Origin of the sequence: Halomonas sp. Y3 (assembly GCF_024137965.1) — a bacterium.
Classification (GTDB): domain Bacteria; phylum Pseudomonadota; class Gammaproteobacteria; order Pseudomonadales; family Halomonadaceae; genus Halomonas; species Halomonas mongoliensis.
The window spans coordinates 1329147-1354514 of the sequence record NZ_CP099975.1 but is presented as its reverse complement, the minus strand read 5'-3'; the positions used below and the strand labels follow the sequence as shown (position 1 = coordinate 1354514).

Annotated in this window: 24 protein-coding genes; 6 read left to right on the top strand and 18 right to left on the bottom strand. The window is 68.4% G+C overall.

Going from position 1 to position 25368, the window contains the following annotated elements:
* Positions 1–63 precede the first annotated feature (63 nt).
* From phaC to prmB, 5 genes are all read right to left on the bottom strand, one after another.
* Positions 64–1908 carry a class I poly(R)-hydroxyalkanoic acid synthase gene (gene phaC / locus NHL60_RS06440; protein WP_253450415.1) on the bottom strand — a complete coding sequence of 615 codons (1845 nt, stop codon included), beginning with the start codon at positions 1906–1908 and terminating at the stop codon, positions 64–66.
* A 131-nt stretch (positions 1909–2039) separates the two neighbouring features.
* The gene (locus NHL60_RS06435; RefSeq protein ID WP_253450412.1) at positions 2040–2456 is read right to left on the bottom strand and encodes a phasin family protein; all 417 of its coding nucleotides are present in this window, start codon (positions 2454–2456) and stop codon (positions 2040–2042) included.
* A 118-nt stretch (positions 2457–2574) separates the two neighbouring features.
* The gene (locus tag NHL60_RS06430) at positions 2575–2985 is read right to left on the bottom strand and encodes a hypothetical protein (protein WP_253450410.1); all 411 of its coding nucleotides are present in this window, start codon (positions 2983–2985) and stop codon (positions 2575–2577) included.
* 73 nt (positions 2986–3058) lie between these two features.
* Complete coding sequence (gene aroC / locus NHL60_RS06425; protein WP_253450408.1) at positions 3059–4144, bottom strand: chorismate synthase; 1086 nt, start codon at positions 4142–4144, stop codon at positions 3059–3061.
* Positions 4145–4188: 44 nt separating this feature from the next.
* Entirely contained in the window at positions 4189–5157 is a 969-nt protein-coding gene (gene prmB, locus NHL60_RS06420) for a 50S ribosomal protein L3 N(5)-glutamine methyltransferase (protein ID WP_253450406.1), read from the bottom strand.
* Between the two features lie 89 nt (positions 5158–5246).
* Here prmB and NHL60_RS06415 point away from each other — a divergent pair, with 89 nt between their 5' ends.
* The 3 genes from NHL60_RS06415 to NHL60_RS06405 all read left to right on the top strand — a co-directional run bounded on the left by NHL60_RS06415 (position 5247) and on the right by NHL60_RS06405 (position 7307).
* Complete coding sequence (locus tag NHL60_RS06415) at positions 5247–5813, top strand: Smr/MutS family protein (protein WP_253450403.1); 567 nt, start codon at positions 5247–5249, stop codon at positions 5811–5813.
* 127 nt (positions 5814–5940) lie between these two features.
* Positions 5941–6909 carry an IS4 family transposase gene (locus tag NHL60_RS06410; protein WP_253443268.1) on the top strand — a complete coding sequence of 323 codons (969 nt, stop codon included), beginning with the start codon at positions 5941–5943 and terminating at the stop codon, positions 6907–6909.
* Positions 6840–7307, top strand: a complete 468-nt coding sequence (locus tag NHL60_RS06405; RefSeq protein WP_253450400.1) for a transposase — start codon at positions 6840–6842, stop codon at positions 7305–7307. Before NHL60_RS06410 ends, NHL60_RS06405 begins: the two co-directional genes overlap by 70 nt.
* Before the next feature lie 69 nt (positions 7308–7376).
* Here the strand turns inward: NHL60_RS06405 and ltrA are convergent, their stop codons facing one another.
* From ltrA to NHL60_RS06385, 4 genes are all read right to left on the bottom strand, one after another.
* Entirely contained in the window at positions 7377–8666 is a 1290-nt protein-coding gene (gene ltrA / locus NHL60_RS06400; protein ID WP_253445189.1) for a group II intron reverse transcriptase/maturase, read from the bottom strand.
* A 647-nt stretch (positions 8667–9313) separates the two neighbouring features.
* Positions 9314–10384: a patatin-like phospholipase family protein gene (locus NHL60_RS06395; protein WP_253450397.1), complete on the bottom strand. Its 1071-nt coding sequence runs from the start codon at positions 10382–10384 to the stop codon at positions 9314–9316.
* Positions 10381–11310, bottom strand: a complete 930-nt coding sequence (locus NHL60_RS06390; protein ID WP_253450394.1) for an alpha/beta fold hydrolase — start codon at positions 11308–11310, stop codon at positions 10381–10383. The genes NHL60_RS06395 and NHL60_RS06390 overlap by 4 nt, the downstream gene beginning before the upstream one ends.
* Positions 11307–12113, bottom strand: coding sequence for an alpha/beta fold hydrolase (locus tag NHL60_RS06385; RefSeq protein WP_253450391.1), 807 nt, complete (start codon positions 12111–12113; stop codon positions 11307–11309). Before NHL60_RS06385 ends, NHL60_RS06390 begins: the two co-directional genes overlap by 4 nt.
* 228 nt (positions 12114–12341) lie before the next feature.
* On the opposite strand from NHL60_RS06385, the gene NHL60_RS06380 reads away from it, so the two are divergent.
* Positions 12342–13289, top strand: coding sequence for an AEC family transporter (locus NHL60_RS06380; RefSeq protein WP_253450388.1), 948 nt, complete (start codon positions 12342–12344; stop codon positions 13287–13289).
* On the opposite strand, the gene sixA is transcribed toward NHL60_RS06380, so the two are convergent.
* The 7 genes from sixA to NHL60_RS06345 form a co-directional block, all read right to left on the bottom strand.
* On the bottom strand, positions 13286–13759 hold the full coding sequence (gene sixA, locus NHL60_RS06375) for a phosphohistidine phosphatase SixA (protein ID WP_253450386.1): 474 nt from the start codon (positions 13757–13759) through the stop codon (positions 13286–13288). The genes NHL60_RS06380 and sixA overlap by 4 nt on opposite strands.
* The gene (locus tag NHL60_RS06370; RefSeq protein ID WP_253450384.1) at positions 13752–14819 is read right to left on the bottom strand and encodes an NAD(P)H-dependent glycerol-3-phosphate dehydrogenase; all 1068 of its coding nucleotides are present in this window, start codon (positions 14817–14819) and stop codon (positions 13752–13754) included. Before NHL60_RS06370 ends, sixA begins: the two co-directional genes overlap by 8 nt.
* Positions 14820–14912: 93 nt before the next feature.
* Positions 14913–16355, bottom strand: coding sequence for an NAD(P)(+) transhydrogenase (Re/Si-specific) subunit beta (locus NHL60_RS06365; protein ID WP_253450381.1), 1443 nt, complete (start codon positions 16353–16355; stop codon positions 14913–14915).
* Between the two features lie 15 nt (positions 16356–16370).
* Positions 16371–17942: a Re/Si-specific NAD(P)(+) transhydrogenase subunit alpha gene (locus tag NHL60_RS06360; RefSeq protein WP_253450379.1), complete on the bottom strand. Its 1572-nt coding sequence runs from the start codon at positions 17940–17942 to the stop codon at positions 16371–16373.
* 175 nt (positions 17943–18117) lie between these two features.
* The gene (gene htpG, locus NHL60_RS06355; protein WP_253450376.1) at positions 18118–20022 is read right to left on the bottom strand and encodes a molecular chaperone HtpG; all 1905 of its coding nucleotides are present in this window, start codon (positions 20020–20022) and stop codon (positions 18118–18120) included.
* Between the two features lie 123 nt (positions 20023–20145).
* Positions 20146–20616 carry a PaaI family thioesterase gene (locus tag NHL60_RS06350; RefSeq protein ID WP_253450373.1) on the bottom strand — a complete coding sequence of 157 codons (471 nt, stop codon included), beginning with the start codon at positions 20614–20616 and terminating at the stop codon, positions 20146–20148.
* A complete protein-coding gene (locus NHL60_RS06345) occupies positions 20609–21112 on the bottom strand; it encodes a PaaI family thioesterase (protein WP_253450370.1) in 504 nt (167 codons plus the stop codon). Before NHL60_RS06345 ends, NHL60_RS06350 begins: the two co-directional genes overlap by 8 nt.
* A 182-nt stretch (positions 21113–21294) precedes the next feature.
* Here NHL60_RS06345 and NHL60_RS06340 point away from each other — a divergent pair, with 182 nt between their 5' ends.
* Positions 21295–23274, top strand: a complete 1980-nt coding sequence (locus NHL60_RS06340; protein WP_253450367.1) for a transglycosylase SLT domain-containing protein — start codon at positions 21295–21297, stop codon at positions 23272–23274.
* A 78-nt stretch (positions 23275–23352) separates the two neighbouring features.
* Here NHL60_RS06340 and NHL60_RS06335 read toward each other — a convergent pair whose 3' ends face one another.
* On the bottom strand, positions 23353–23997 hold the full coding sequence (locus NHL60_RS06335) for a LysE family translocator (RefSeq protein ID WP_253450364.1): 645 nt from the start codon (positions 23995–23997) through the stop codon (positions 23353–23355).
* Positions 23998–24286: 289 nt separating this feature from the next.
* On the opposite strand from NHL60_RS06335, the gene NHL60_RS06330 reads away from it, so the two are divergent.
* A complete protein-coding gene (locus NHL60_RS06330; RefSeq protein ID WP_253450361.1) occupies positions 24287–24493 on the top strand; it encodes a cold-shock protein in 207 nt (68 codons plus the stop codon).
* Positions 24494–24607: 114 nt separating this feature from the next.
* Here NHL60_RS06330 and NHL60_RS06325 read toward each other — a convergent pair whose 3' ends face one another.
* Complete coding sequence (locus tag NHL60_RS06325; RefSeq protein ID WP_253450358.1) at positions 24608–25315, bottom strand: hypothetical protein; 708 nt, start codon at positions 25313–25315, stop codon at positions 24608–24610.
* Positions 25316–25368: the final 53 nt, after the last annotated feature.

Sequence of the window (25368 nt, the reverse complement as noted above, 5' to 3'; positions counted from 1 at the left end):
GAACCCAACAAGAAGCGCCCAGCCGATGACTCGGCTGGGCGCTTCTTCTTACAGCTTACAGCTTCAGGCTTTCGACGAAGTCGGGATCTCGCCCAGCACCTCGGGAATGGTCATCCTGACGTAGCGACCGGGAGCCGGCTCGATGATCTCGAGTTCGCCGTCGCCGGGCTGGCGAGCGGGGACCATCTTCTCGGCTGCCGGGTCGGCGTAGCCGTTCTCGGTCATCCACGCCTGCCAGTGGGGCCACCAGGAGCCTTCCTGCTGCTCGGCACCGGCCAGCCACTCCTCATGGGTCTCCGGCAGGGCATCGTTGGTCCAGTAGCCGTACTTGTTCTTGTGGGGCGGGTTGACCACCCCGGCGATATGGCCGGAGCCCCCCAGCACGAACTTGACCGGCCCCTTGGGCAGCAGCGCCCCGTAGTAGGTGCTGTTCCACTTGGCGATATGGTCCTCCCGGGTGGAGAGGAAGTAGCTCGGCGTGGAGACCTTGCGCAGGTCGATCTTGACGCCGTCGAGCTCGATCCCGCCGGGCTCCACCAGGCGGTTCTCCAGGTACATGTGACGCAGGTACCAGCCGTGGGTGCCCGCCGGCAGGTTGGTGCCGTCGGTGTTCCAGTAGAGCAGGTCGAAGGGGGCCGGCACGTCACCCTTCAGGTAGTTGCTGATATAGAAGGACCAGAAGAGGTCGTTCTCACGCAGCAGGTTGAAGCTGAAGGCCATGACGCGGCCGTCCAGGTAGCCGTCGCGCTCCATCTTGGCCTCGATGCCCTGGAGCACCGGCTCGTTGAGGAAGACGCCGATCTCGCCCGGGTCGCGGAAGTCCTGCAGGGTGGTCATGTAGGTGGCCGACTTCACCTTGCGCCCGCGACGGGTGCTGGTCAGGAAGGCCACGGTGGAGGCCGCCAGGGTGCCGCCGACGCAGTAGCTCAGCAGGTTCACCGACTTCTCGCCCGTGGCCTGCTCGATCGCCTCCATGGCGGCGATGGGGCCCAGCTGCATGTAGTCGGCCCAGGTCAGGTCGCGCTGCTCGGGGCCGGGGTTGCGCCAGGAGGTCAGGAAGACGGTGTGTCCCTGGGCCACCAGCCACTTGACGAAGGAGTTGTCCTCGCGCAGGTCGAGGATGTAGTACTTGTTGATCCAGGGCGGAATGACCAGCAGCGGCGTCTTGAAGACCTTTTCGGTGGTCGGCGCGTACTGGATCAGCTGGATCAGCTCATTCTCGTAGACCACCGAGCCAGGGGTCACGGCGATATTGCGACCCACCTCGAAGGCGCTGCGATCGGTCATGGTGACGTTGAGGCCCTCGGCGGAGTTATCCAGGTCCTGGCGCAGCCGGTTAAGGCCATCGACCAGGTTCTGCCCGCGGGTCTCGAGGGTCTTGCGCATCACCTCGGGGTTGGTAGTGACGAAGTTGGTCGGCGCCATGGCGTTGACCAGCTGGCGGGCATAGAAGCCGAGGCGCTGCTTCTGATCGTCGGGCAGCTCGAGCCCCTCGATCAGCTGCTCCACCATGCGCGAGAAGAGCAGGTACTGCTGCATGATCGCCTGGTAGTAGGGATCCTGGCGCCAGGCCTCGTCCTGGAAGCGGCGATCGCCGCGTCCGGGCGTCACCAGCGGCTCCACCGGCTCGCCGGACAGCGCCCGCAGGCCGTGCTGCCAGAGCTGGAACTGGTCCTGCATCAGCTGTGCCTGGGCCTGCCACAGCTGGGGCGGGTTCCCCATCAGCGCCTCGGCGGCGGCCTGGAAGCTCTCGCGCATGTCGCCATAGACGGAGCCCGCGGCGTCGCTGGGCACGATGCGCTCCAGCAGATCGCCCATCAGGGCGCGGTACTCCTCGCCAATCTCCTTGAGCTGGGCGTTCCACGCCTCGAGCTCGGCCTGTGTCGGTGCTTCAACCCCTGGCTGCATTGACCCCTCCTGACGCGCGCGGCGCCTGCCACGCCTGCTACGAATGAGACGGGCCGCCGCGCCTTCCTGAGAGGCGTGGCGGCTCGGTCAGCGGCCCCGGCGGGGCCGCCGGCTTGAGACCGGTCTGGCAATCAGCTCTTGCTGCCGCCCCGGGTGGACTGCGCCTTGGCCGGCTCATCCTTGGCGGGCGCTGCGCCCTTCTGGGCCTGCTCGACCACCTTGGCCTGCTCGGCGAAGAGCTTCTCGAGCTCGGCCTTGAACTCCAGGCTCATCTCTGAGAGCGCCTTGGCGTCTTCCAGCATCTGCTGGGAGAGCTGGTTCATCACCTCGGCCTGGCGGGCGCTGAACTCCTGGAGGGAGTCGGCATCGGCCACTTCGCTGGCATCGCGCAGGCGCTCGGTGCCGAGCTGGCTGTAGCGCTTCATGGACTCCATCTGGTACTGGGTCAGCTTTTCCATGTTGTCCAGCATCAGGGAGTTGAGCTTGCGCATCGGCTCGAAGAACTGACGGGTCTGCTCGTTGAAGGCTTCGATCATCTTGTCCTGCATGGGGGCGTCCTCATGTTGTAACTCAGGGCGTGCGGGAAGCGCCCGCCGCCATGTTGCACTGCACAAAGCCTAGTCTGCCATGCCAAAGGTTGCAAGACGATGAAAGGCGAATATCGGCCTAGCCGTTGCGCTTGGCCCGGGAGCTGGCGCTGGCCGCTCCCTTCTTCGCCGTGCTGCGGCCGGAGGCCTTGCTGCTGGCGCCGGCGTCGTCAGGGCTTGCTTCGGACTTGCCTTGGGCGGCGCTCTGGCCGGCCTGCTTGAGCATGTCGAGCATCATCTGCTGATAGGTACCGAAGCTGGAGAGCCCCTGGGAGAGGCCCTGGGAGAGCCCCTGGGTCAGCCCTTGACCCATGCCCGACTGCTGCAGGAAGGGCTGCATCAGGCTCATGGGGTCATAGCCCTCCACGCCGGACTCCATCTGCTTCTGGATCTGCTCCAGAACCTGCTGCTGGAATACCGCCACATCGGGCAGGCCCAGGGCCTGGCGAAACTCTTCGGGAGTGAGGTCGAACTCGACGTTGATCTTCATGACGATGTCCTGTCCATGGGAACTTGCAGCCAGTGTAGCAGCCCCGTCAGCCGCAGCCTCAACGCTTTCCCTTTCAGCGCAGGACGGGCGTCGCCACGCTGACGTCCGCGTTCTGGGCGCGGTGGCGCAGCAGATGGTCCATCAGGGTCAGCGCCATCATCGCCTCGGCGATGGGGGTGGCGCGGATGCCCACGCAGGGGTCGTGACGCCCCTTGGTGATCACCTCCACGGGGTTGCCATGGACGTCGATGGAGCGCCCCGGGGTGGTGATACTGGAGGTGGGCTTGAGGGCCAGGTGGGCGACGATGGCCTGGCCGCTGGAGATGCCGCCCAGCACGCCGCCGGCGTGGTTGGAGAGAAAGCCCTCGGGGGTCATCTCGTCGCGGTGTTCGCTGCCACGCTGGGCCACGCTGGCGAAGCCGTCACCGATCTCCACCCCCTTCACCGCGTTGATGCTCATCAGGCCGTGGGCCAGCTCGGCATCCAGACGGTCGAAGACCGGCTCGCCGAGACCGGGGGAAACCCCCTCGGCCACCACGGTGATCTTCGCCCCCACCGAGTCCTGGTCCCGGCGCAGCTGATCCATGTAGGCCTCGAGCTCGGCGACGCGCTCCGGGTCGGGGCAGAAGAAGGCGTTCTGCTCCACCGCCTCCCACTGCTTGAAGTCGATCGCGATGGGGCCAAGCTGGCTCATGTAGCCGCGCACGGCAATGCCCTGGCTGGCCAGGTACTGCTTGGCGATGGCGCCGGCGGCCACGCGCATGGCGGTCTCCCGGGCGCTGGAGCGACCGCCGCCCCGGTAGTCGCGCACCCCGTACTTGTGGTGGTAGCTGTAGTCGGCGTGGGCCGGGCGGAACTGGTCCTTGATGTTGCCGTAATCCTTGGAGCGCTGGTCGGTATTCTCGATCAAAAGGCCGATGGCGGTGCCGGTGGTCACCCCCTCGAAGACCCCGGAGAGGATCTTGACCCGGTCGGGCTCCCGGCGCTGGGTGGTGTGGCGGGAGGTGCCGGGGCGGCGGCGGTCCAGGTCGCGCTGCAGGTCGGCCTCGGTGAGCGGCAGCCCCGGGGGACAGCCGTCGACGATGGCGCCAAGGGCGGGGCCATGGCTCTCGCCGAAGGTGGTGACGGTAAACAGCTTGCCGAAGGTGTTGCCGGACATGGGCGCTTCTCCTAGACGGGGTGGCGAAACGAAGGCGAGGTGGATCAGGCGAAGGACGCCGCATGGGCATCGAGTTCATCGGCGGTGAGGGCGAAGACGCCCTGGCCGCCGCGCTCGAACTCGAGCCACAGGAAGGGCACCTCGGGGAAGGCGGCCTCCAGATGGCGGTCGGAGTTGCCGACCTCGACGATCAGCACGCCGCGCTCGGTGAGATGATCGCGGGCCTCGCGCAGGATGCGTCGCACGATATCCAGACCGTCGGCACCGGCGCCCAGGGCGAGAGCCGGCTCGTGGCGGAACTCGGCGGGCATGGTGGCCAGGTCCCGGGCGTCCACATAGGGCGGATTGGAGACGATCAGGTCATAGCGGCCGGGCAGCCCGGCGAAGAGGTCGGAGTGCACGGCGCGCACCCGCTCCCCCAGGTCGTGGCGACTGATGTTCTGGCGCGCCACGGCCAGGGCCTCCTCGCTGATATCGCCGAGATCCACCTCGCAGGTGGGCAGATGCAGCGCCGCGGCGATGCCGATGCAGCCGGAGCCGGTGCAGAGGTCGAGCACCCGGGCCGGCGGCTCCTCGGGGAACCAGGCGGCAAAGCCATGCTCGACCAGCTCGGCGATGGGCGAGCGGGGAATCAGCACCCGCTCGTCCACGTCGAAGGGGAAACCGGCGAAGAAGGCTTCCCCCAGCAGGTAGGGGAGCGGGCGACGGGTGGTCACCCGCTCGCGCACCAGGGCCACGATGCGGCTCCGCTCCATGGGCAGCAGGCGCGCATCCAGCACCGCCGGGTCGACGTTCCAGGGCAGGTGCAGGGCCCCCAGGGTCAGCGCCACCGCCTCGTCCCAGGGCGAGTCGGTGCCGTGGCCGTGAAAGAGTCCGGCCAGGTGGAACTCGCTGGCCGCCCAGCGCAGGCAGTCGCGCAGGGTCACGAGGCCATCGCGCAGTTCGTCATCGGAGAGCGTGAGGGTCGAGGAGTCGTTGCGAAGGGACACGTGGCGTCCTGTGGTCGTCGGCATGGAGGCCAGATTGTAACCGCCGCAGCGGTTCACAGCCACGCTGCACTCGCTATACTGGGCAGCCCCCGACGCAACAGGCCGCTACCGCCATGAGCCGACACCACCCGGACGATGACGATATCAGCGCCTTCCGCCAGGCGCTGCGCGAGGCCGGCGTGCGCCCCCTGCGCACCAACCGCGCCGACCCCGGCCGCCCGCGTCGCGATGACCCGGCCGCCGAGGCCCGCCGCGCCGCCGCCCAGTCGGCCAACGAGACCGGCGGCACCGGCCGCACCTCCGACGGCCGGGTCGAGGCGGTGCGCCCCTCGGAGTACCTGGAGTTCGCCCTCCCCGACCTGCCCTGGCGGGAGCGCAGCCGGCTCAAGCGCGGTGAATTTGCCTGGGAGGCGGGGCTCGACCTGCACGGCTACACGCTGGAGGAGGCCAGAGCCGAGCTGGAGGCCTTTATGCGCGAGGCCGCGGCGGCCCGCCAGCGCTGCGTACTGGTGGTTCACGGCAAGGCCTGGGGGACCATCAGCGACTATCCGGTGATCAAGAGCCACGTCAACGCCTGGCTGCGCGAGTGGCCCGGCGTGCTGGCCTTCTGCTCGGCCACCGACGGCGACGGCGGCACCGGCGCCCTCTACGTGCTGCTGCGCCGCCGCGGCGAGGTCTGAGCCGAATGGCACTTACTTAAGGAATAGAGGAAGCGTAACTCCTTGATATAAATGAAAACAGGCGAGGGATGAGGTATTGTGTAAGTCGCAAAACCACACACAAACCGCCAATCCAACGCCTGCTTTCATGACCTATCCTACTGATCTGCTTCACCAATGCCAACAGCGCCGCGTCTCACAGCGTATCCGCCGCCCGGACCTCACCGAGCTGCGTGCTCAGCTCCATGCGGCCGGTGCCTCGTCAGGGCTCGATGAGGCGCTGGCCACTGACCGGCACCGACTCTTCCCACCGACGGCCACCCTGGAAACCTTTGTGTCGCAGGTGCTGGATGCTGATGGCTCCTGCCAGCAGGCCGTCAATCGCCTCATGCTGAACCGAGAGCGTCCCGGGAGTGTTCGCACCGGCGCTTACTGCCGCGCTCGCCAGCGCTTGCCGGGGACGGTGGTGGCTGACCTGGCGCGGTACTTGGGTCGTTCGCTGGCCAAGGACGTTCCCTCTCGGTGGACGTGGCAGGGCCGGCCCATCAAGCTGATTGACGGGACGACCGTGTCGATGCCGGATACGCCAGAGAACCAGCAGCAGTTCCCTCAACAAACCAGCCAGACACCTGGCCTCGGGTTCCCGGTCGCCCGGCTGGTAGCCATCATGGACCTGAGCAGTGGCGCGGTGCTCAACGCCGCCATGGGGCCAGTCAAAGGCAAGGGAACCGGCGAACATGCGTTGCTGCGGGGGATGCTCGACACCTTTGAGCCAGGCGACATTGTCATCGCCGACCGCTACTTCCCCGCCTATGCCCTCATCGCGGAACTGGCATCTCGCGGCGTCGATGTCGTGATGCGCCAGCATTTCGCCCGGAAGACCGACTTTCAGGCCGGCACGCCACTGGGGAAGAAGGATCATATAGCGACCTGGCAGAAGCCCAAGGCGCGCCACGCGTGGATGAGCCAGGAGGCTTTTAATGCCTTGCCTGAAAGCCTGCCAGTGCGGGAGCTGGCGGTAGGCGGTACGATCCTCATCACGACGCTATGCTCGGCGAAGCACGCCCCCGACAGCAACTGCAAGCCCTCTACAAGGGTCGCTGGCAGATCGAGCTGAGTTTCCGCGACATCAAGACGACGCTGGGGATGGAGGTGTTGCGCTGCAAGACGCCCGCCATGGTGGAGAAGGAAGTCTGGGTGTATCTGCTGGCGTACAACCTGGTCCGTCGGGTGATGGCCGTCTCCAGCAAGTGGGCGGACTGCTTGCCACACCAGGTCAGTTTCAAGCACAGTGTGCAGCTTTTTAGGCAGATAGCGCCATGTTCGCCTCTAACAGAGGCAGAGTACCAGCGTGTGATGCAGCAGATGACGACGATTCGGGTGGGTCAACGACCGGATCGGTTGGAGCCAAGAGCCATCAAGCGGCGACCTCGACCCCACCGGTTATTGCAAATGCCCCGCCACGAAGCACGTGAACAGATTCGCCAACACGGTCATCCGAAAAAGGTCGGGTAGACCGGGCGATTACTCGACCCGGCCCCCCACAGAGCCGGACGTGCGCGATTAACGCATCCGGCTCTTCAATCACCAGCTTCGCTGAAGGGTTCGTTGGTGCACAATCCTTGCCTTGGGTAACGGCAGGCGCTTGAGCAGCAGGTTGGCTTTATCCCACGAGAAGCCTCCCCGTTGAGAGCGACGTCTCAGCCATTTGACCCAGATCCGTCGGGCCTGATCCACAAGCGCTTTCAGCGCTTCATAATTGCCTGTGATGCCATAGTAGGCAAAGTGCCCCTTGACCTTCCGACATAGGTGGCGATGCTGGATCAGAAGGGGCTGGTGCCGATTCGCCCGGCACCAGACCGACAGGTGCCTCAAGGCTCGCTTGAGTCGATCCTTGGCCGTCTTCTGCTTGATAACCCAGTAACCGCGCCGGGACTTCCCCCAGTAGTGGGTGAAGCCCAGGAAGTCGAAGGTCTCGGCGCGCTGTCCACCGTGTGGCTGAAACCGTACCAGTCGGGTCTTGGCGGGGTGCAGGGTAAGGCCGAAGCGTGCAAAACGCCTGGGCAGTACCTCCAGCACCTTGCGGGCTTCGGCTTCGTTGCTGAAGGCGAGCACGGCGTCGTCGGCAAACCTTACCTCGAACGCGCGTCCACGCAGGCGTGGCTTGACGTCTTTCTCAAACCACTCGTCCAGCACATAGTGCAGGTAGATATTCGCCAGTAAGGGGGATATCACACCCCCTTGCGGGCTTCCTACCTCACCTTTCTGCCACTGCCCGGCCTCCAGGACTCCGGCCTTGAGCCACTTACCGATCAGGCGGAGGACGACACCGTCCTTCACTCGTTGCTGCAGAAACTCACGCAGGTGCCGATGGTCGATCGTGTCGAAGAAGGCTTGGATGTCCAGGTCAATGACCCAGCCACCTCCCATCGACATCAAGCTCTCCCTCACCGTCTCGATCGCCTGGTGCGCCGAGCGTCCCGGCCGGAAGCCGTACGAGCCGTCCAGAAAGTCGTACTCGTAGAGCGGCTCCAGCAGGGCCACTACAGCACGCTGCAGGACCTTGTCTTCGAAGGTGGGGATGCCGATCGGCCGTGTGGTGCGCCCATCTCCCTTGGGGATATGGACACGCCGCACTGGCGGCGCCCGGTAGCAACCACTCTTGGCCGCTTCCAGCAACCGCTGGATATTGGCCTCGAAGTCGCGCGCGAAGTCGTCCGCCGTCTGGCCATCAATCCCGACGGCGCCATCACGGCGCGTCATCAGGTAGGCCGTCTTCAGCCACTGGGCATCGATATGATGCGCCAGTGACGTGAAGGCACGCTGCGGGAAGCACTCTGCCAGTGCTGCTATCCGCACTTGTTTCGTGGACATGACCTCAGGTTCCTGTGCACCTGTCATGTTGCCCTCGTGCAGTTCTGATGATTGGCCGCCCCTTCCCTCCAGTGGGTCCCGTCGAGTCGGTTCCCCACCTTCCCGGGTACTATGAGCGACTCCGACTCCCGCCCCTCCATCCGGCTGGCTCCTTGTCGTCGCCTGGCCGTACCCCCTGAGTGCCTGCTGTTTGCTTCCGGTACCGTCAGGCACGACAGCACCGGACCGGGAGCTTTCTCGGCAGGCAGCCCCATGCCTGTCGTCCTGGTTTTCGGAGGAGAAGGACGGGCCTCCCAGGTTCCTGGGAAACCCCTATATGAACATGCCCTGCTCTTCGACCCCGGCGGCCCGCATCCGCCAAGCCATAAGGCGGAGACGTTTTGCCTTCCATTCTTAAGACAATGTCGGCAGCCACGTTTCACAATTTCGGGGCTCTATCACACGGCCTGCTCACTCGCTGTGTACGCTTCGCAGCGGCGGTTGCCCGACACCACGCAACACTCGCTACCGGCTGGTGGCTAGCCTTGGCCGGGTGGGACTTGCACCCACTGGGTTTCATTTCATCCTTTCAGCTGTTTGACACTGCTTCCCGGATGACCAGGCTTTCCCTGGCGCACCTTAAGTAAGTACCATTCAGGTCTGAGCCCTCAGCTGCCCGGCTCGGGCTCGCCCGGCATCAGGCCCTCGGCCTGCAGCGGCTCCACCACGATGCCGCGCCCGCCCCAGCCGGGGTGGTCGCGCCCCTCGAAGCGGTCCAGGGCCTCCACGGCCAGGTGGCGCCCCAGGGTGATCAGCGCTTCGGCGCGATGAAACTCGTAGGCGCCGCACACCGTCTTGGGCACCTCGATCAGCACGTCAGGCGGATAGCCGGCCACCTTGTACTTGGCCAGCGCCGCCTGGGTGATATCGAAGGACTCCAGCACCATATCCAGCCGGCCCCACTGTCGACGGCGGGAGCCCTCCTCACCCTGGCCGTCGCCATCCGCCGCCTCGTCGCCGCCCAGGCCGTTGAACCAGCGCCCGGCGGCCTGGCGCACCTCGTCCATCCAGCCGCCGAAGTCCATGGCCCCGGCGTCGCGCTCCCGTTCCCGGGCGCGCTCCTGCTCCGCCTGCTCCGGAGGCAGCAGCTCCTCCAGGGTGACCGGCCGCGGGCTGTGGGCGGTGACGTTGACCGCCAGCACGAAGTCGGCGTGGGCGGAGACGGTGGGAATGATCGGCAGCGGATTGAGCAGGCCGCCGTCCACCAGCACCTGATCGCCCCGGTGCACCGGGGTGATCACCCCGGGCACCGCGATGGAGGCACGGACCGCCTCGAGCAGCGAACCGCTCTGGAACCACACCTCCCGCTGGCCAGTCAGGTCGGTGGCCACGGTGGTAACCGGAATCGGCAGCTCCTCGATGCGCACGTCGCCCACCAGGGAGGCCAGCTTCTCCATGACCTTGCTGGCGCGCATGGCGCCCATGGGGCTCCAGGTCACATCCACCAGCCTGAGCACGTCGAAGTAGTCCAGCTGGCAGACCCAGTCCCGGTACCCCTTGAGCTGACCGGCGGCATAGACACCGCCCACCAGGGCCCCCATGGAGCAGCCGGAGATGGCCACCACCCGATAGCCCCGGGCTTCCAGCGCCTCGATCACGCCGATATGGGCGTAGCCCCGGGCACCGCCGCTGCCCAGCACCAGAGCCACCCGTTTGCCTTCTCTTGTCGTATCGCTCATGGCCCCGGCTCCTCGACCTCGGCTGCCGCTGCGCTCTGCTCCCGCCAGGTGACGATCGCCGCGGCGACCGCCTCCACCGCGCCCGCCTCCAGATGCAGGTGGTGCCCTCCCGGCAGTACCCGACGCTCGAGCCCTGGCAGCGCGCCGCGCGCCAGACGCGCCCGCTCGCTCTCGCCGAGGATCCCCGTCTCTCCCTCCACCAGCAGGGTCGGTGCGCGAATCGCCCCGAGGAAGGCCAGGGCCTGCTCGGGACAGAGGCGCACCGGTGAGGGCCGCAGCAGGCGGCTGTCGGTGCGCAGCCCGACGCGGCCGTCCGGCAGGGCCTGAAGGTTGCGTGCCACCAGGGGCGACGCGGTGTCGGCGTCGATAGGCGTGGCGCCGCCCGCCACTCGGGCCGCCACCGCGGTCTCGCGATCCGGGTAGTGCGGCGCCGGCGAGGCGCCACGGCGGTGGGCCATCAGCCCTCGGCGCAGCTGCTCGGGGGCGCGTGCGGCCTCGGTGGTCACCGCGCCCAGGCCGTCGATCAGCACCAGCTGCGCCAGCCGCTCCGGCAGCGCCGCCGCGGTCAGACAGGCGACGCCGGCCCCCATGGAGTGGCCCAGCAGCGTCAGCCGCACGAGGCCGAGCTCGTCCGCGGCGTCGAGCACGTCATGGCAGTAGTCCCAGAGGGCGTAGTCGCCCGGGGAGTGCTCGGAGTGGCCATGGCCGGCAAACTCGAGCGCCACCACCCGGATGCCCAGGCGCTCTGCCAGCAGCGGCGCCAGGCGGCTGAAGCTGGCGGCGTTGTCGAGCCAGCCGTGCAGGGCCAGCCAGACCGGAGCCCCGGCCTCGCCCCAGGCCAGCGCCGCCAGGCGCCCTCCGGCCAGCCGCAGGGCAGCGGGCTCATTCATCTCAGCGGGAACAGTCATCTCAGCGGGAGCAGTCATCGGGCCTCCAGCAGCCGATCGAGGGTCTCGAGCAGGATCCGACGGGCCTCGTCGGGATGCTCCATGGGAAACATGTGGGTGCCCGGCACCAGACTCACCGGCACGCCGTGACGCTCCAGCCTCCGTCGCCGGCGCGGGGTCAGCAGGTCGGAGTCGGCGCCGGCGAGCAGCGCGAAGGGCACCCGCAGGCGCCTGGGCAGGTCGCCCAGATGGTCCGGCAGATGGCGGAAGACCGCCACCTCGATGCCGGGATCATAGAGCAGCGCCGCCTGGCCGTCGTCGAGCAGCCGAGTGCCGCCCGCCACGTAGTCGTCCAGGGCCTCAGGGGTGAAGCGGCGAAAGAGGCGGCGCCGGCGCAGCGCGTGGCGCATGGCGTCTCGGTCGGGCCAGACGGCACGGCGCCCCTGGCTCTGGCCGGCCGGCGTCACCCTGTCGATGAAGCCGAAGCGCTTGGCGGCCTTCATGGCCCAGGCGTCCAGCCCAAGCATCAGCGGCGGGTCGAGCATCACCACGCAGCGAAAGCGCTCGGGGGCCGCCTCGGCGGCCATGGCCATGAGCACGCCGCCCATGGAGTGGCCCACGCCCACCACCGGCTCGTCCAGCGCCTCAAGGGTATGCAGCAGCTCGTCGCGCAGGGCCAGCCAGTTGTGGCCCACCGGGAAGTCCGGGTGGTGGCCGATGCGATCCAGCGGATGGAGATCGAAGCGCTCGGCCAGGGGGCCGAGGAAGCTGCGATAGCTGGAGCCGGGAAAGCCGTTGGCGTGGGCGAAGAGCAGGCGGGGCAGGCGTGACGATGGGCGCATGGGATCATCCGTGATGGTCGGGCCGCCGAGGGCCCGTGTGGCAGTAGCAGGCTAACGGGATTACCATGGAATACCAACCCATTCTACACCCCAGCCAACGCCGGAGCCTCCGTGAACCCGCCGCCCAAGCCACCCCGTGATACCCGCCTGCGCAACCGACTCTTCTTTACCGCGGTCGCTGCCGCCATCGTCGTCGGCCTCTGGCTGGCCCGCTAGGAGCAGCACCCCTTGGAGCTATCCGCCCTCTTCTTCCAGACCCTGGAAGTGACCCTGCCGGTATTCGCCATGGTGTTCATCGGCCTGGGGCTCAGGCGCGCCGGCTGGATCGACGGCGCCTTCGTCACCACCGCCTCCCAGCTGGTGTTCCGCGGCACCATGCCGGCGCTGATATTTTTAAGCATCATTCGCGCCGACCTGGACGCCACCCTCAACCCACGGCTGCTGGGCTTCTTCGCCCTGGCCACCCTGGGCAGCTTCCTGTTCTGCTGGGGCTGGGCACGGCTCCGGGTGCCCCAGGCGGAGCGCGGGGTCTATATCCAGGGCGCCTTCCGCGGCAACTGCGGCATCGTCGGGCTGGCGCTGGCCGCCGGCATGTATGGCGACTACGGCCTCTCGATGGGCGGCCTGCTGCTCGGGGTGGTGATCCTCACCTACAACGCCCTCTCGGTGGTGGCACTGGCCACCTACCAGGCGGGTCAGCGCGCCGACTGGCGCAGCATCCTCTCGCATATCGCACGCAACCCGCTGATCCTTGCCGTGGTAGCCGCCGTCCCCGTGGCCGCCCTGGAGCTGCGACTGCCGGGCTGGCTGATGACCTCAGGCGACTACTTCGCCTCCCTGACGCTGCCGCTGGCGCTGATCTGCATCGGCGCCACCCTCTCCCTGGAGGCGATTCGCTCCTCGGGGCGCCTGGCCACCAGCGCCAGCCTGCTGAAGATGGTCACGGTGCCGATACTCGCCACCGGCGCGGCCTGGCTGGCGGGCTTCCAGGGGCGTGAACTGGGGGTGATGTTCCTCTTCTTCGCCAGCCCCACGGCGGCGGCGGCCTTCGTGATGGCCAAGGCCATGGGCGGCAACGCGGTGCTGAGCGCCAACATCATCGCCCTGACCACCCTGATGGCCAGCCTGACCGTCACCGTCGGGGCCTTCGCCCTCAAGGTGGCGGGGTTGATCTAGTTCAGATCAGAAGGCGCGGTGAAACCCACCAGCCGGGCGCAGCCGGCGGCCCAGACGTCGGCCTCGAGTTCGGCGACGGCCGCGGTGGGAAAGCCGAGCCCGCGGTCAGCGCGGCCTTCCACCAGCAGGCCGGCAAGCGCGCCCACCAGGGGCATATGGCTGACCAGCAGCAGCGGCCCCCCTGGCTGCTCGAGCAGCCAGTCGGCCACCCCCCGAGGCGGGTCATCCGGCGTGATGAGGGAGAGCGCCTCCGCCTCGAGCCCCAGCGCCTGGCCGACGATGGCGGCGGTCTGCCGGGCGCGCCGATAGGGGCTCGCCAGCAGGCGCAGCCCGGCAAGGTCCTCCCGCTCGGCCAGCCAGGCGGCCATCCGCTCGGCCTCCCGGCGCCCCCGGGCGGTGAGTTCGCGCTCGGCGTCCGGCGCCCCCGGGCCCGCTTCGCCGTGGCGCATGATCAAGAGCGGCTCAGCCATGCCGCCCCCCGGTCTCCCGATGGGCCTGCTGCACCGCCTCCCGAGGGAGGATGAACTCCACGTCGCTGCTCTGCTCGCCGAGCATCAGCATGCGCGCCATCTCCTTGGCCGGCACCCCCTTGAAGAGCACCTGGTAGAGCCCCTCGGCCAACGGCATGTAGACGCCATCTTCCCGGGCCTTGTCGCGCACCAGGCGCACGGTATTGACCCCCTCGGCCACCTGACCCAGGGCCTCCACCGCCTCGTCGAGGGTCTTGCCCTCGCCCAGGGCGTAGCCGACCCGGTAGTTGCGCGAGAGGGCCGAGGAGCAGGTCACGATCAGGTCGCCCACCCCGGCGAGCCCCAGGAAGGTCATGGGGTTGGCCCCCTGGTCCACCGCAAAGCGGCTCATCTCGGCCAGCGCCCGGGTCATCAGCATGCTGCGGGTGTTCTCGCCCATGCCCAGCGCGGCGGCCATGCCGGCGGCGATGGCGTAGATGTTCTTCAGCGCCCCGCCCAGCTCCACCCCATGGCGGTCGTTGCTGGCATAGACCCGGAAGTAGTCGCAGCCCAGCGCCGTCTGTACCCGGGTGCGGGTCTCCGGGTCGGCGCTGGCGATCACCGTGGCGGTGAGCTGCTTCTGGGCGATCTCGGAGGCCAGGTTGGGCCCGGAGATGACGCCGATATGGGGAAAGCCGGTCTCCTCCTCGAGGATCTGGCTCATCAGCTTGAAGCCCTCCTCCTGGATGCCCTTGGTGGTGCTGACCAGGATCTGCGCCGGATTCAGGTGCGGGCGAGCCTGGCGTACTACCTCCCGAAAGGCCTTGGAGGGAATAGCCACCAGCACCAGCTCGGCGCCGGGCAGCACCTCGGCCATGTCACTCGAGGCCACCACCGCCGGATTGATCGAGTAGTCGGGCAGGTAGCGGCCGTTGCGATGCTCGCGGTTGATCTGCTCGACCAGGGCCGGGTCGCGCAGCCACTGGCGCACCCGGGCGCCGTTATCGGCGGCAATGCTGGCCAGGGCGGTGCCGAAGCTGCCGCCGCCCAGCACTGCCACCTTGATCTGTTGCTCTGCCATGGTCGGCCCTGCTTGGGTGAATGGAGCCACGATTGTAGCGAAAAAGGGGCCCGAATCGGCAGCCGATTCGGGCCCCGCGCCGCTGGCGACCCCCTAGTCGATATGGGAGAGCAGCGAGTCGATGCTCTCCCGGGCATCCCCGTAGAGCATCCGGGTATTCTCCTTGTAGAAGAGCGGGTTCTCGATGCCGGAGTAGCCGGTCCCCTGGCCGCGCTTGCAGACGAACACCACCCGGGACTTCCACACCTCCAGCACCGGCATGCCGGCGATGGGGCTGGCGGGGTCCTCCTGAGCGGCCGGGTTGACGATATCGTTGGAGCCGATGACGATCGCCACGTCGGTACGCGGAAAATCGTCGTTGATCTCCTCCATCTCCATGACGATGTCGTAGGGCACCCGGGCCTCGGCCAGCAGCACGTTCATGTGGCCCGGCAGGCGACCGGCCACCGGGTGAATGGCGAAGCGTACCTCCTTGCCCGACGCACGCAGCTTGCGCACCAGTTCGCTCACCGCGTTCTGGGCCTGGGCCACCGCCATCCCGTAGCCCGGCACGATGATGACGCTGTCGGCGTTGTTGAGCGTCGCCGCCACCCCGGCGGCATCGATGGCCACCTGCTCCCCCTCGATCTCGGCGGCAGGGCCGCTGACGCCGCCGAAGCCGCCCAGGATCACGCTGACGAAGTTGCGGTTCATCGCCTTGCACATGATGTAGGAGAGGATGGCACCGCTGGAGCCCACCAGGGCCCCGGTGACGATCAGCAGGTCGTTGGAGAGGGTGAAGCCGATGGCCGCCGCCGCCCAGCCGGAGTAGCTGTTGAGCATCGACACCACCACCGGCATATCGGCACCGCCGATGCCCATGATCAGGTGGTAGCCGATAAAGAACGACAGCGCCGCCAGCACCAGCAGGGTCCAGAAGCCGGCACCGTTGAGGTAGAGCACGGCCAGCAGCAGGGAGAGTGCCGCGGCGCCGGCATTGAGCCTGTGCCCCCCCGGCAGCTGGCGGGGCTTGCCCTCCACCTTGCCGGCCAGCTTGCCGTAGGCGATCACCGAACCGGTGAAGGTCACCGCGCCGATGAAGATGGCGAACACCACCTCCAGCTGCAGGAAGGTGAGCTCATCCGGGGCCTTGGTGGCCACCAGGGCGGCAAAGGCCGAGAAGCCCTCGGTGGAGGCCTCGGCGGCCCGGGCCGCCAGCACCCGGCGCCGCTCCAGGTCGGCGCTCCAGGCCACGAACACCGCCGCCAGGCCCACGAAGCTGTGCAGCGCCGCCACCAGCTGGGGCATCTCGGTCATGGCCACCCGCTTGGCGACGACCCAGCCGACCACGGCGCCGATCAGCACCATGGGCAGCATCCAGCCGTAGCCGCCGATGCCCGGCCCGAAGGCGGTGAAGAGCACCGCCACCGCCATGCCGACGATGCCGTACCACACCGCCCGCTTGGCCTTCTCCTGGTTGCTCAGCCCCCCCAGGGAGAGGATGAAGAGCACGCTTGCCGCGATCGCCGCGGCGGACACGAATCCTTGACTCAGCATCTTGTCTCTCCGGGCTCAGGACTTCTGGAACATGGCCAGCATGCGACGCGTCACCACGAAGCCGCCCACGATATTGATGGTGGCGATCAGCACCGAGACGGCCGCCATGAGCACCACGAGGCCGCTGCCGGAGCCGATCTGCAGGATGGCGCCGAGGATGATGATCCCCGAGATGGCGTTGGTCAGCGCCATCAGCGGGGTGTGCAGCGAATGGCTGACGTTCCAGATCACCTGGAAGCCCACGAAGCAGGCCAGCACGAAGACGATGAAGTGCTGCATGAAGGAGGCCGGGGCGATCTGGCCGAGCAGCAGCATCAGCGCGCCGCCCACCCCGAGCATCGTCACCTGGCGCCGCGTCCCCGCCTTGAACTCGGCGAGCTCCGCCGCCCGCTTCTCCTCGCGGGTCGGCGCCTTCTCCCTGGGCTTGGGCTTCGCCGCGGCGATGGCCTTCACCCTGGGGGGCGGCGGCGGGAAGGTGATCTCGCCGCCGTGGGTCACGGTGGCGCCGCGGATGACGTCATCCTCCATGTCGTGGACGATGGCGCCATCCTTGCCCGGCGTCAGGTCGGTCAGCAGGTGACGCACGTTGGTGGCATAGAGCAGCGAGGCCTGGGTGGCCATGCGCGAGGGGAAGTCGGTGTAGCCGATCACCACCACGCCGTTGTCGCTCATCACCCGCTCGTCGGGGCGGGTCAGGTCGCAGTTGCCGCCCTTCTCGGCGGCCAGGTCGACGATCACCGAGCCGGGCTTCATGGCCGCGACCATCTCCTCGAGCCACAGCTTGGGCGCCGGCCGGCCGGGAATCAGCGCCGTGGTGATAACGATATCGATGTCGGGGGCCTGCTCCCGGAAACAGGCCAGCTGCTTCTCGCGAAACTCGGGGCTGGAGGGCGCCGCATAGCCGCCGGTCTCGGCCCCATCCTGGCTCTCCTCGAAGTCGAGGAAGAGGAACTCGGCGCCCATGGACTCGATCTGCTCGGCCACCTCGGGACGCACGTCGAAGGCGCGCACCATGGCGCCCAGGCTGACAGCGGTGCCGATGGCGGCGAGCCCCGCCACCCCGGCACCGATCACCAGCACCTTCGCCGGCGGCACCTTGCCCGCCGCGGTCACCTGGCCGGTGAAGAAGCGCCCGAAGTGGTTGCCGGCCTCGATCACCGCGCGATAGCCGGCGATATTGGCCATGGACGACAGCGCATCCATCTTCTGGGCCCGGGAGATGCGCGGCACCATGTCCATGGCCACCACGCTGGCGCCCCTGGCCCGGCACGCCTCCAGCAGCGCCTCGTTCTGGGCCGGCCAGAAGAAGCTGGCCAGGGTCTGCCCCTCCCGCAGCAGGCCGGCCTCCTCCTCGTCCGGCTCGCGCACCTTGATGACCACCTCGGCCTCGGCCCACAGCGCCTCGGCGCCGTCGACCACTCTGACGCCGGCGTCCCGGTAGGCCTGGTCGTCGAAGCCGGCGGCCGCACCGGCACCGGCCTCGACCAGGCACTCGTGGCCCAGCTTCTGGATCTGGATGGCGCTTTCGGGGGTCAGTGCCACCCGCGCCTCCCCCTTCGCTCGCTCCCTCGGGGCTCCAATCTTCACGTCACTCTCCCGTTCGATGGCCTGCCGGCGGCGGCAGCCGCCGCCTGCCTTCAGACTAGGCCACGAACGAGCGCCCGTCCGGTTGGACTTTCGGTCCTGCGGCGCCCCGCCGCACCCCCAAACGACGGCGCCACCCCGAAGGGTGGCGCCATGGTTGCTCCTCAGCCGCGCAGGCTCAGGCGGTCAGCAGGGCGTTGAGCCGCTTGACGTAGGCGGCGGGGTCATCCAGATGGCCGCCCTCGGCGATGACCGCCTGGTCCAGCAGCACCCGCGCCAGATCGCCAAAGCCATCGCCCTCGGCCTCCTCAAGACGCGCCACCAGGGGGTGCTCGGGGTTGAGCTCCAGAATCGGCTTGACCTCGGGGAGCGTCTGGCCGGCGGCCTCCATGATGCGGCGCATCTGGAAGCCCATCTCATGCTCGGGCAGCACCACGCAGGCCGGGGAATCGGTCAGCCGGTGGGTCACCTTGACCTCCTGGACCTCGTCCCCCAGGGCCTCCCTGACCCGCTTGACCAGCGCCTCCTTGGCCTTGGCGGTCTCCTCCTGGGCCTTCTTCTCCTCCTCGCCTTCGATGTCACCGAGGTCGAGCTCGCCCTTGGCCACGTCCACGAAGGACTTGCCCTCGAACTCGTGAAGGTGGCTCATCAGCCACTCGTCGACGCGGTCGTGGAGCAGCAGCACCTCGATGCCCTTCTTGCGGAAGATCTCCAGGTGAGGGCTGGACTTGGCCGCATTGAAGCCGTCGGCCACGATGTAGTAGATCTTCTGCTGCCCTTCCTTCATGCGCTCGACGTAGTCGGCCAGGGACTGGTCCTGGGTGGCGCTGTCGGTATGGGTGGTGGAGAAGCGCAGCAGGCCGGCGATCTTCTCGCGGTTGGCGAAGTCCTCCGCCGGTCCCTCCTTGAGCACCGCGCCGAAGGTGTTCCAGAACGTCTGGTAGGCCTCCTTGTCCTTGGCCAGCTTCTTGAGCATGTCCAGGGCGCGCTTGGTGAGGGCAGACTTGATCTTCTCGACCTTGGGATCCTGCTGGAGCAGCTCCCGGGAGACGTTGAGCGACAGGTCTCGGGTGTCCAGCACCCCCTTGATGAAGCGCAGGTAGAGGGGCAGGAACTGCTCGGCATCGTCCATGATGAAGACGCGCTGCACGTAGAGTTTCACGCCCCGGGCGCCGTCGCGCTCGTAGAGGTCGAAGGGCGCACGGCCCGGCACGTAGAGCAGGCTGGTGTAGTCGAGCTTGCCCTCGACCTTGTTGTGGCTCCAGGTCAGGGGGTCGGAGAAGTCGTGGGCCACGTGCTTGTAGAAGGCCTGATACTCCTCGTCGGAGATCTCGCCCTTGGGACGGGTCCAGAGGGCGGTGGCCTCGTTGACGGTCTCCCAGGAGAGGGGCTCGCTGCCCTCGATCTCCTTGCCCTCCTCCTCCCGGGCCTTCTCGACCCGGGGCATGCGTACCGGCACCTCGATATGGTCGGAGTACTTGCGCACCAGGCTCTTGAGGCGGAAGTCGTCGGCAAACTCCCGGGCGTCCTCCTTCAGGTGCAGGACGATCTCGGTGCCGTGGACCTCGCGCTCGATATCGGCCACGGTGAACTCGCCCTCGCCCTTCGAGCGCCACTCCACGCCGTCACCGGCCGAGCTGCCCGCCTTGCGGGTGCGCACGCTCACCTCGTCGGCCACGATAAAGCCGGAGTAGAAGCCGACGCCGAACTGGCCGATCAGTCGAGCGTCCTTCTGCTGCTCGCCGGAGAGCTGCTTGAGGAACTCGGCGGTGCCGGAGCGGGCGATGGTGCCGAGGTTCGCGATCACCTCGTCGCGGCTCATGCCGATGCCGTTGTCGCGCACGGTGACGGTGCCCGCCTCGGCGTCGTGTTCGATCTCGATGCGCAGCTCGCTGTCGCCTTCATAGAGGGCGTCGTTGTCCAGCGCCGCATAGCGCAGCTTGTCGCAGGCATCGGCGGCGTTGGAGATCAGCTCGCGCAGGAAGATCTCCCTGTTGGAGTACAGGGAGTGGATCATCAGGTGCAGCAGCTGCTTGACCTCGGTCTGGAAGCCAAGGGTTTCTTCATGCGTGGCGGTGGTCATGGTGGTCGGACCCTCATCGACATGTTCAGCGGCGGCGGATGCCGCCCGGTTGATCACTGGCGTCGATATGGGGCCCCCGGAGCGCTTTTCAACCCTCGCCGGCCACCCGCTCACTTTCCTGCCCTACTCCCCCCTGGCCCCCGGCTCCCCCAGCACGAAATGCAGCCTGGCGGTGGCCACCGGCATCGTCTCCGACTCCTGCCAGGCGCAGACCCTTACGTTGGCCAGACGCCGTCCCTCACGCAGCAGCGAACAGCGGGCGAAGGTGGGCGCCACCCGGGCGGTGCGCAGGTAGTCGATGGAGAGGTCCACGATGCGCGGCAGGCGAGGCTCCCGGGCCGCCAGCATCAGCTCCAGGGTGGCGGCGGTTTCCATGAAGGCCGCCACCACGCCGCCGTGCAGCGCCGGCAGCAGGACGTTGCCGATATTGTCCTGCTGGGGGGCCAGGCGAAAGCGCAGGCCGTTTCCCTCCGAGTCCGGCTCCACGTCAACCCCGATGCGCCGGGCATAGGGCACCAGCGCCAGCCAGGCGGCGAGGTCTCCCTCGGCCCGGGTGCGCGAAAGCCACGCCACGCTGTCGAATCCTTCAGGCATCACCGCCCACCTCCTCGTCGGCAAACAGCGCCTCGGCGAAGCCGGGCGGGGTATTGCGCGGCCCCAGCCGCACGAAGTTGCCGATGCCCCGAGCCACCGGACGTCCCTCCTCCTGCCAGGCCCAGCCCTCGGTAAAGACCACCGACTCGGTGACCCTGACCACCCGGGCCTCGGCGAAGAGCGCCTGCCCCGCCACCGCCGGACGGTAGTGGTCCAGGCGCAGGTCCAGGGTCGGGCACACCTCGGGGGCCGGCAGCCCACGCAGCACGGCGCTGCCGCAGACGGTATCCAGCAGCATGATGAGCACGCCGCCGTGGACCAGGCCCCGGGAGGCATCTCCCAGCAGGTCGTCGCTCCAGGGCAGGCGCATGCGGACCGCCTCGGGCCCCACCTCGACCACCTCGAGGCCCAGCTCGCGGGTGTGGGGAATGACCTGAACGAAGCGCGACAGGGCGCGCCGCCAGGTCGCGGGGGATCGATCGAAAGTGGGCGTCACGCCGATGGCCTCCTGGAATTCCAACAAGCGTTTGAAAGCCATCCCAGACTAGTCGCGCTCCCGCCGCCGCACAAGGCGCCCCCTCAACGCTGGACCACCTTCCGTTACGTTTTCCCCTCTACCCAGGCGCTTCGCAATGGGCCACGATATGGGCTATCGCCCCCACCTTCGGAGACGCTGCCATGCGCCTACGCCACTCCGCCCTGCCGTTCAGCGCCCGGCGCAGCGGGGCCCGTCGCATCGCGACCCTGCTGACCGCTCTGGCGCTGTCGCTGCCCCTCGTCCAGGCCCAGGCCGACGACCGCGCCATGCGCGACGCCCTGGAGGCGGCCCGCAACCAGCAGTGGGAAGGCGTCGACTTCGGCGCCATCGAGGCACACCCCCTGGCCGGCTACGTGGAGTACCACCGCCTGCGCAGCCGCCTGCCGCAGCTGGAGCCCCGCCAGGTGCTCGGCTTCATCGACCGCCACGCCGACTCTCCCCTGGGCGAATGGCTGCGCGGCCAGGCCATCGCCCAGTACGGCCATGCCGGCCGCTACGACAGCCTGCTCGCCGTGGCCGACGGCGAGCCCGCCGGTACCGCCCGCCAGTGCTACTACTACACGGCCAAGCTGGGCAGCGACCCCGCCGCCGCGGCCGAAGGGGGGCTTTCCCTGTGGATGGTGGGCCGCTCCCAGCCCGACGCCTGCGACACCCTCTTCGGCACCCTGCGCAGCCAGGGGGTGATCGGCGAACAGCAGATCTGGGAGCGCAAGATGCTGGCCTGGCAGGCGGGCGAAAGCGGCCTGGCAAGCTTCCTGGGGCGCCAGCTCGGCAGCCGCTGGGAGGGAGCCCGCGCCGCCATGGAGCAGCTCGGCGGTGATTTCGCCGCGGTCACGCGAGTGCCCGCCTGTCTCGGCCCGGAGTGTCGGGCCAGCGGGCCGCTCTTCGCCGCCGCCATGCACGGCTTCACCCGGGCCGACACCGAGGCGGCCCTGGAGGCGTGGCGCAAGATTGGCCCCCACCTGCCCATCGAGCGCGAGCACCGGGCCGGTATCGAGCGCGACCTGATCTTCTACTCCCTGGTGCGCGATATCCGCCACAACCGGGGCTGGGTGGACCAGTCCCTGGCCGAGCGCAGCGACGCCGACCTGCTGGAGCTGCGCGTGCGCGCGGCCCTCGGCGAGCGCGACTGGCGCGGCGTGCTGGAGTGGCTGTCGCGGATGGAGCCCGATACCCGTGACGACACGCGCTGGCACTACTGGGCCGGGCGCGCCCAGGAGCAGCTGGGCGATGACGCCCGGGCCCGGGAGGCCTATGCCCGCGCCGCCGAGGGGCGCAGCTTCTTCGGCTTCGCCGCCGCCGACCGCCTGGGACAGCCCTACGCCCTCAACCTGGAGCGCAACGGCTTCGACGAGAGCTTCCGCGACCAGGTGGCGCGCTGGCCCGCCGTGCAGCGCACCGAAGCGCTGCTGCGCATCAACGAGCCGGGACTCGCCGCCAGCGAGTGGTATGGCGCGGTGGAACGAGCCACGGCGCGCGAGGCCCGAGCCCTCGCCGACTACGCCCAGCGCCGCGGCTGGCACGCCAAGCTGGTCCAGACCACCATCACCGGCCGCATGTGGGATGCCCTGGAGTGGCGCTTCCCGGAGGCCTACCGCGAGCACTTCCTGCACTGGGGGCGCATGACGGGGGTCGACCCCTACCTGCTGATGGGCATCGCCCGCCGCGAGAGCGCCTACAACCCCGAGGCGGTCTCCCCCGCCGGCGCCCGGGGCCTGATGCAGGTGATGCCGGGCACCGCCACCCAGCTCGCTCGCCAGCTCGGCATCAGCGACCCGGGCCCCTACGGGGTGCTCGACCCCGAGCTCAACATCCGCCTGGGCAGCACCTATATCCGCGACATGCTGGACCGCTACCGGGGCAACCGGATCGCCGCCGCCGCGGCCTACAACGCCGGCCCCGGCCGGGTCGACCGCTGGCTCGCCGATGCCCCGGAGGAGTTCGACCTCTTCGTGGAGAGCATCCCCTTCCGCGAGACCCGCCTCTACGTGCAGGCGGTGCTCAGCTACCGGGCGATCTTCGAGAGCCTGGCCAACGGCGGCTCGAGCCAGGGGGTCTCCATGCTCAGCCCCACCGAGAAGACGGTGCGCTACGACCGCTCGCTGCTGGCCAGGAACTGACGCCGCGGCGCCCGCAACGCCCGAACAGACCGCCCCGGCCACGGCCGGGGCGGTCTCGCTGTGGCCGTGCCCGATGGCTCAGGCCGGGGGCCGCTCAAGGGCCAGCTTGATGCCGAAGGCGACCAGCACCGCCCCGGTCACCCCGTTCAGCGCCCGGGAGAAGAGGCGGCTGGCCAGCAGGCGCCCGGCGCTGCCCACCATCAGCGCCACGCCGATCTGCCAGAGGTTGGCGATCAGGAAGTGCACCCCGGCCAGGAACAGCGACTTGGCCAGCGCCGGGTCGCCGGGGGCAATGAACTGCGGCAGGAAGGCCATGTAGAAGACCACCGTCTTGGGGTTGAGCACGTTGGAGAGCAACCCCTCGCGCAGCGGCCGCCACATCGGCACGGGGCGGCGCTCGCCGGCCACGCCGGCCACCGGCAGCCCCTGGCCCCGTCGCGCCGCCAGCAGGCCCTGCAGGCCGAGCCAGATCAGGTAGGCCGCCCCGGCCAGCTTGAGCAGCTGGAAGGCCCAGGCCGACTGCAGCAGGATCAGCGAGATCCCCAGCGCCGACACCGCGGCGTGGACGAAGAGCCCGCAGCAGATCGCCAGGCTGGTCAGCACGCCGTCACGCACCCCGCCCCGAGCGGTGTTGCGGATCACCAGCAGGGTATCCACCCCGGGCGTGACGGAGAGCAGGGTGATGGCCACCAGAAAGGGCCAGAACTGGGCATCGATGAACATGGCGCGGACGCTACCTTTGGGTGGGGAGGCGGGCTTGCTGCCCGGCGGGATTCGATCTACAGTGACCCTGCGGTCGATGGAAACGCCTTCAGGGCGGCTCTATCGCGGGGCTCGAACCGCAACGTTCGATCACCCACCGCAGCGTAGGTCAGCAAGAAACAAGTCGTCGGTTGTACTTCGATTTCTCGAAACACAGGGCGCGCACTTCTTCCTTGTACTGCCCACGCACCTCGGGCCTTCGCCTCGGCGAGCCCGGCACGACCATTAAAGTATGTTAAGGAAATCGACAATGGCAACTGGCACTGTCAAGTGGTTCAACGACACCAAGGGCTACGGCTTCATCTCTCCGGACGACGGCGGCGATGACCTGTTCGCTCACTTCTCCGAGATTCAGGCTGAAGGCTTCAAGACCCTGCAGGACGGCCAGAAGGTCACCTTCGAGGTCACCCAGGGCAAGAAGGGCCTTCAGGCCTCCAACATCCGCGTCGCCGACTGATTCGGCCCGCGGCCGGCCACGCGGCTTCCGCGTCGCCAGCGCAACAGGAAGGCCCACCTCGCGGTGGGCCTTTTTTGTGCCTGCTCTGCACGCGGGTCCTGCGGCAGAGGGCGCTCAGGGATCATCGAGCTCCATGGGCTCGAGTTCGATATCGTCGAACTCCATGGGTTCGAACTCGGGCAGCTCCTGCTCCACCTCGTCGAACTGCTCCTGCAGGCGGCGCTGGGCCTCCTCGAAGCGGCGCTCCTGCTCCTCGATGATGGCGTCGATATCGGTGCTGGTGGGCCCACCGGTGCCCAGCGCCTCGTCATCGAGGCCCGAGTCGAACTCCATGCCGGCATCGAAGCCCTCATCGCCCTCCAGGGGCTCGGGCACGGCGGCCTCCTCCTCGGCCTCCTCGAACTGCTCCTCGATGCGCCGCTGGGCCTCCTCGAAGCGTCGCTCGGTCTCCTCGAGCATGGCGTCGATCTCGTCCCGGGTGGTCTCGCCGGGCAGGGCGGCGCCCTCGTCCAGGGTGCTGGCGGGGGACTCTCCCAGGGTGTCGGCCTCGGGTATCTCCTCCGGCACCGCCTCGGGGTCGGGCACCACGGGCGCCTCCTCCTCGGCCGCCTCATCCACCAGGCCAGCCTGCTCCTCGGCGGGCAGCTCGTCCTCCAGCGCCTCCGACTCCTCGACAGGCGCTGCACTCTCCTCCTGGGCGGCGGGCTCGGCCGCAGGGGCCTCGGTAGCCGGCGGCGCCGGCTCATCGCCGTTGCCGCAGGCGGTCAGGCCCAGGGCCATCAGCGTCGCCAGCAGGGCGGGCTTCCAGTGTCTGTTATGCATGTGCATGCTCCCGCACGTCTGAATTCAGGGTGAAACATTCCACCAGAGCCATC

Coding starts and splice junctions, on each gene's coding strand:
- NHL60_RS06405 (WP_253450400.1), top strand. CDS start 6,840: ATGCTCGGCGAAGCACGCCCCCGACAGCAACTGCAAGCCCTCTACAAG.
- NHL60_RS06435 (WP_253450412.1), bottom strand. CDS start 2,456: ATGCAGGACAAGATGATCGAAGCCTTCAACGAGCAGACCCGTCAGTTC.
- phaC (WP_253450415.1), bottom strand. CDS start 1,908: ATGCAGCCAGGGGTTGAAGCACCGACACAGGCCGAGCTCGAGGCGTGG.
- NHL60_RS06325 (WP_253450358.1), bottom strand. CDS start 25,315: ATGCATAACAGACACTGGAAGCCCGCCCTGCTGGCGACGCTGATGGCC.
- NHL60_RS06390 (WP_253450394.1), bottom strand. CDS start 11,310: ATGACTGCTCCCGCTGAGATGACTGTTCCCGCTGAGATGAATGAGCCC.
- NHL60_RS06330 (WP_253450361.1), top strand. CDS start 24,287: ATGGCAACTGGCACTGTCAAGTGGTTCAACGACACCAAGGGCTACGGC.
- NHL60_RS06410 (WP_253443268.1), top strand. CDS start 5,941: ATGACCTATCCTACTGATCTGCTTCACCAATGCCAACAGCGCCGCGTC.
- NHL60_RS06335 (WP_253450364.1), bottom strand. CDS start 23,997: ATGTTCATCGATGCCCAGTTCTGGCCCTTTCTGGTGGCCATCACCCTG.
- htpG (WP_253450376.1), bottom strand. CDS start 20,022: ATGACCACCGCCACGCATGAAGAAACCCTTGGCTTCCAGACCGAGGTC.
- ltrA (WP_253445189.1), bottom strand. CDS start 8,666: ATGTCCACGAAACAAGTGCGGATAGCAGCACTGGCAGAGTGCTTCCCG.
- NHL60_RS06395 (WP_253450397.1), bottom strand. CDS start 10,384: ATGAGCGATACGACAAGAGAAGGCAAACGGGTGGCTCTGGTGCTGGGC.
- sixA (WP_253450386.1), bottom strand. CDS start 13,759: ATGGCTGAGCCGCTCTTGATCATGCGCCACGGCGAAGCGGGCCCGGGG.
- prmB (WP_253450406.1), bottom strand. CDS start 5,157: ATGCCGACGACCACAGGACGCCACGTGTCCCTTCGCAACGACTCCTCG.
- NHL60_RS06385 (WP_253450391.1), bottom strand. CDS start 12,113: ATGCGCCCATCGTCACGCCTGCCCCGCCTGCTCTTCGCCCACGCCAAC.
- aroC (WP_253450408.1), bottom strand. CDS start 4,144: ATGTCCGGCAACACCTTCGGCAAGCTGTTTACCGTCACCACCTTCGGC.
- NHL60_RS06370 (WP_253450384.1), bottom strand. CDS start 14,819: ATGGCAGAGCAACAGATCAAGGTGGCAGTGCTGGGCGGCGGCAGCTTC.
- NHL60_RS06340 (WP_253450367.1), top strand. CDS start 21,295: ATGCGCCTACGCCACTCCGCCCTGCCGTTCAGCGCCCGGCGCAGCGGG.
- NHL60_RS06350 (WP_253450373.1), bottom strand. CDS start 20,616: ATGCCTGAAGGATTCGACAGCGTGGCGTGGCTTTCGCGCACCCGGGCC.
- NHL60_RS06365 (WP_253450381.1), bottom strand. CDS start 16,355: ATGCTGAGTCAAGGATTCGTGTCCGCCGCGGCGATCGCGGCAAGCGTG.
- NHL60_RS06415 (WP_253450403.1), top strand. CDS start 5,247: ATGAGCCGACACCACCCGGACGATGACGATATCAGCGCCTTCCGCCAG.
- NHL60_RS06430 (WP_253450410.1), bottom strand. CDS start 2,985: ATGAAGATCAACGTCGAGTTCGACCTCACTCCCGAAGAGTTTCGCCAG.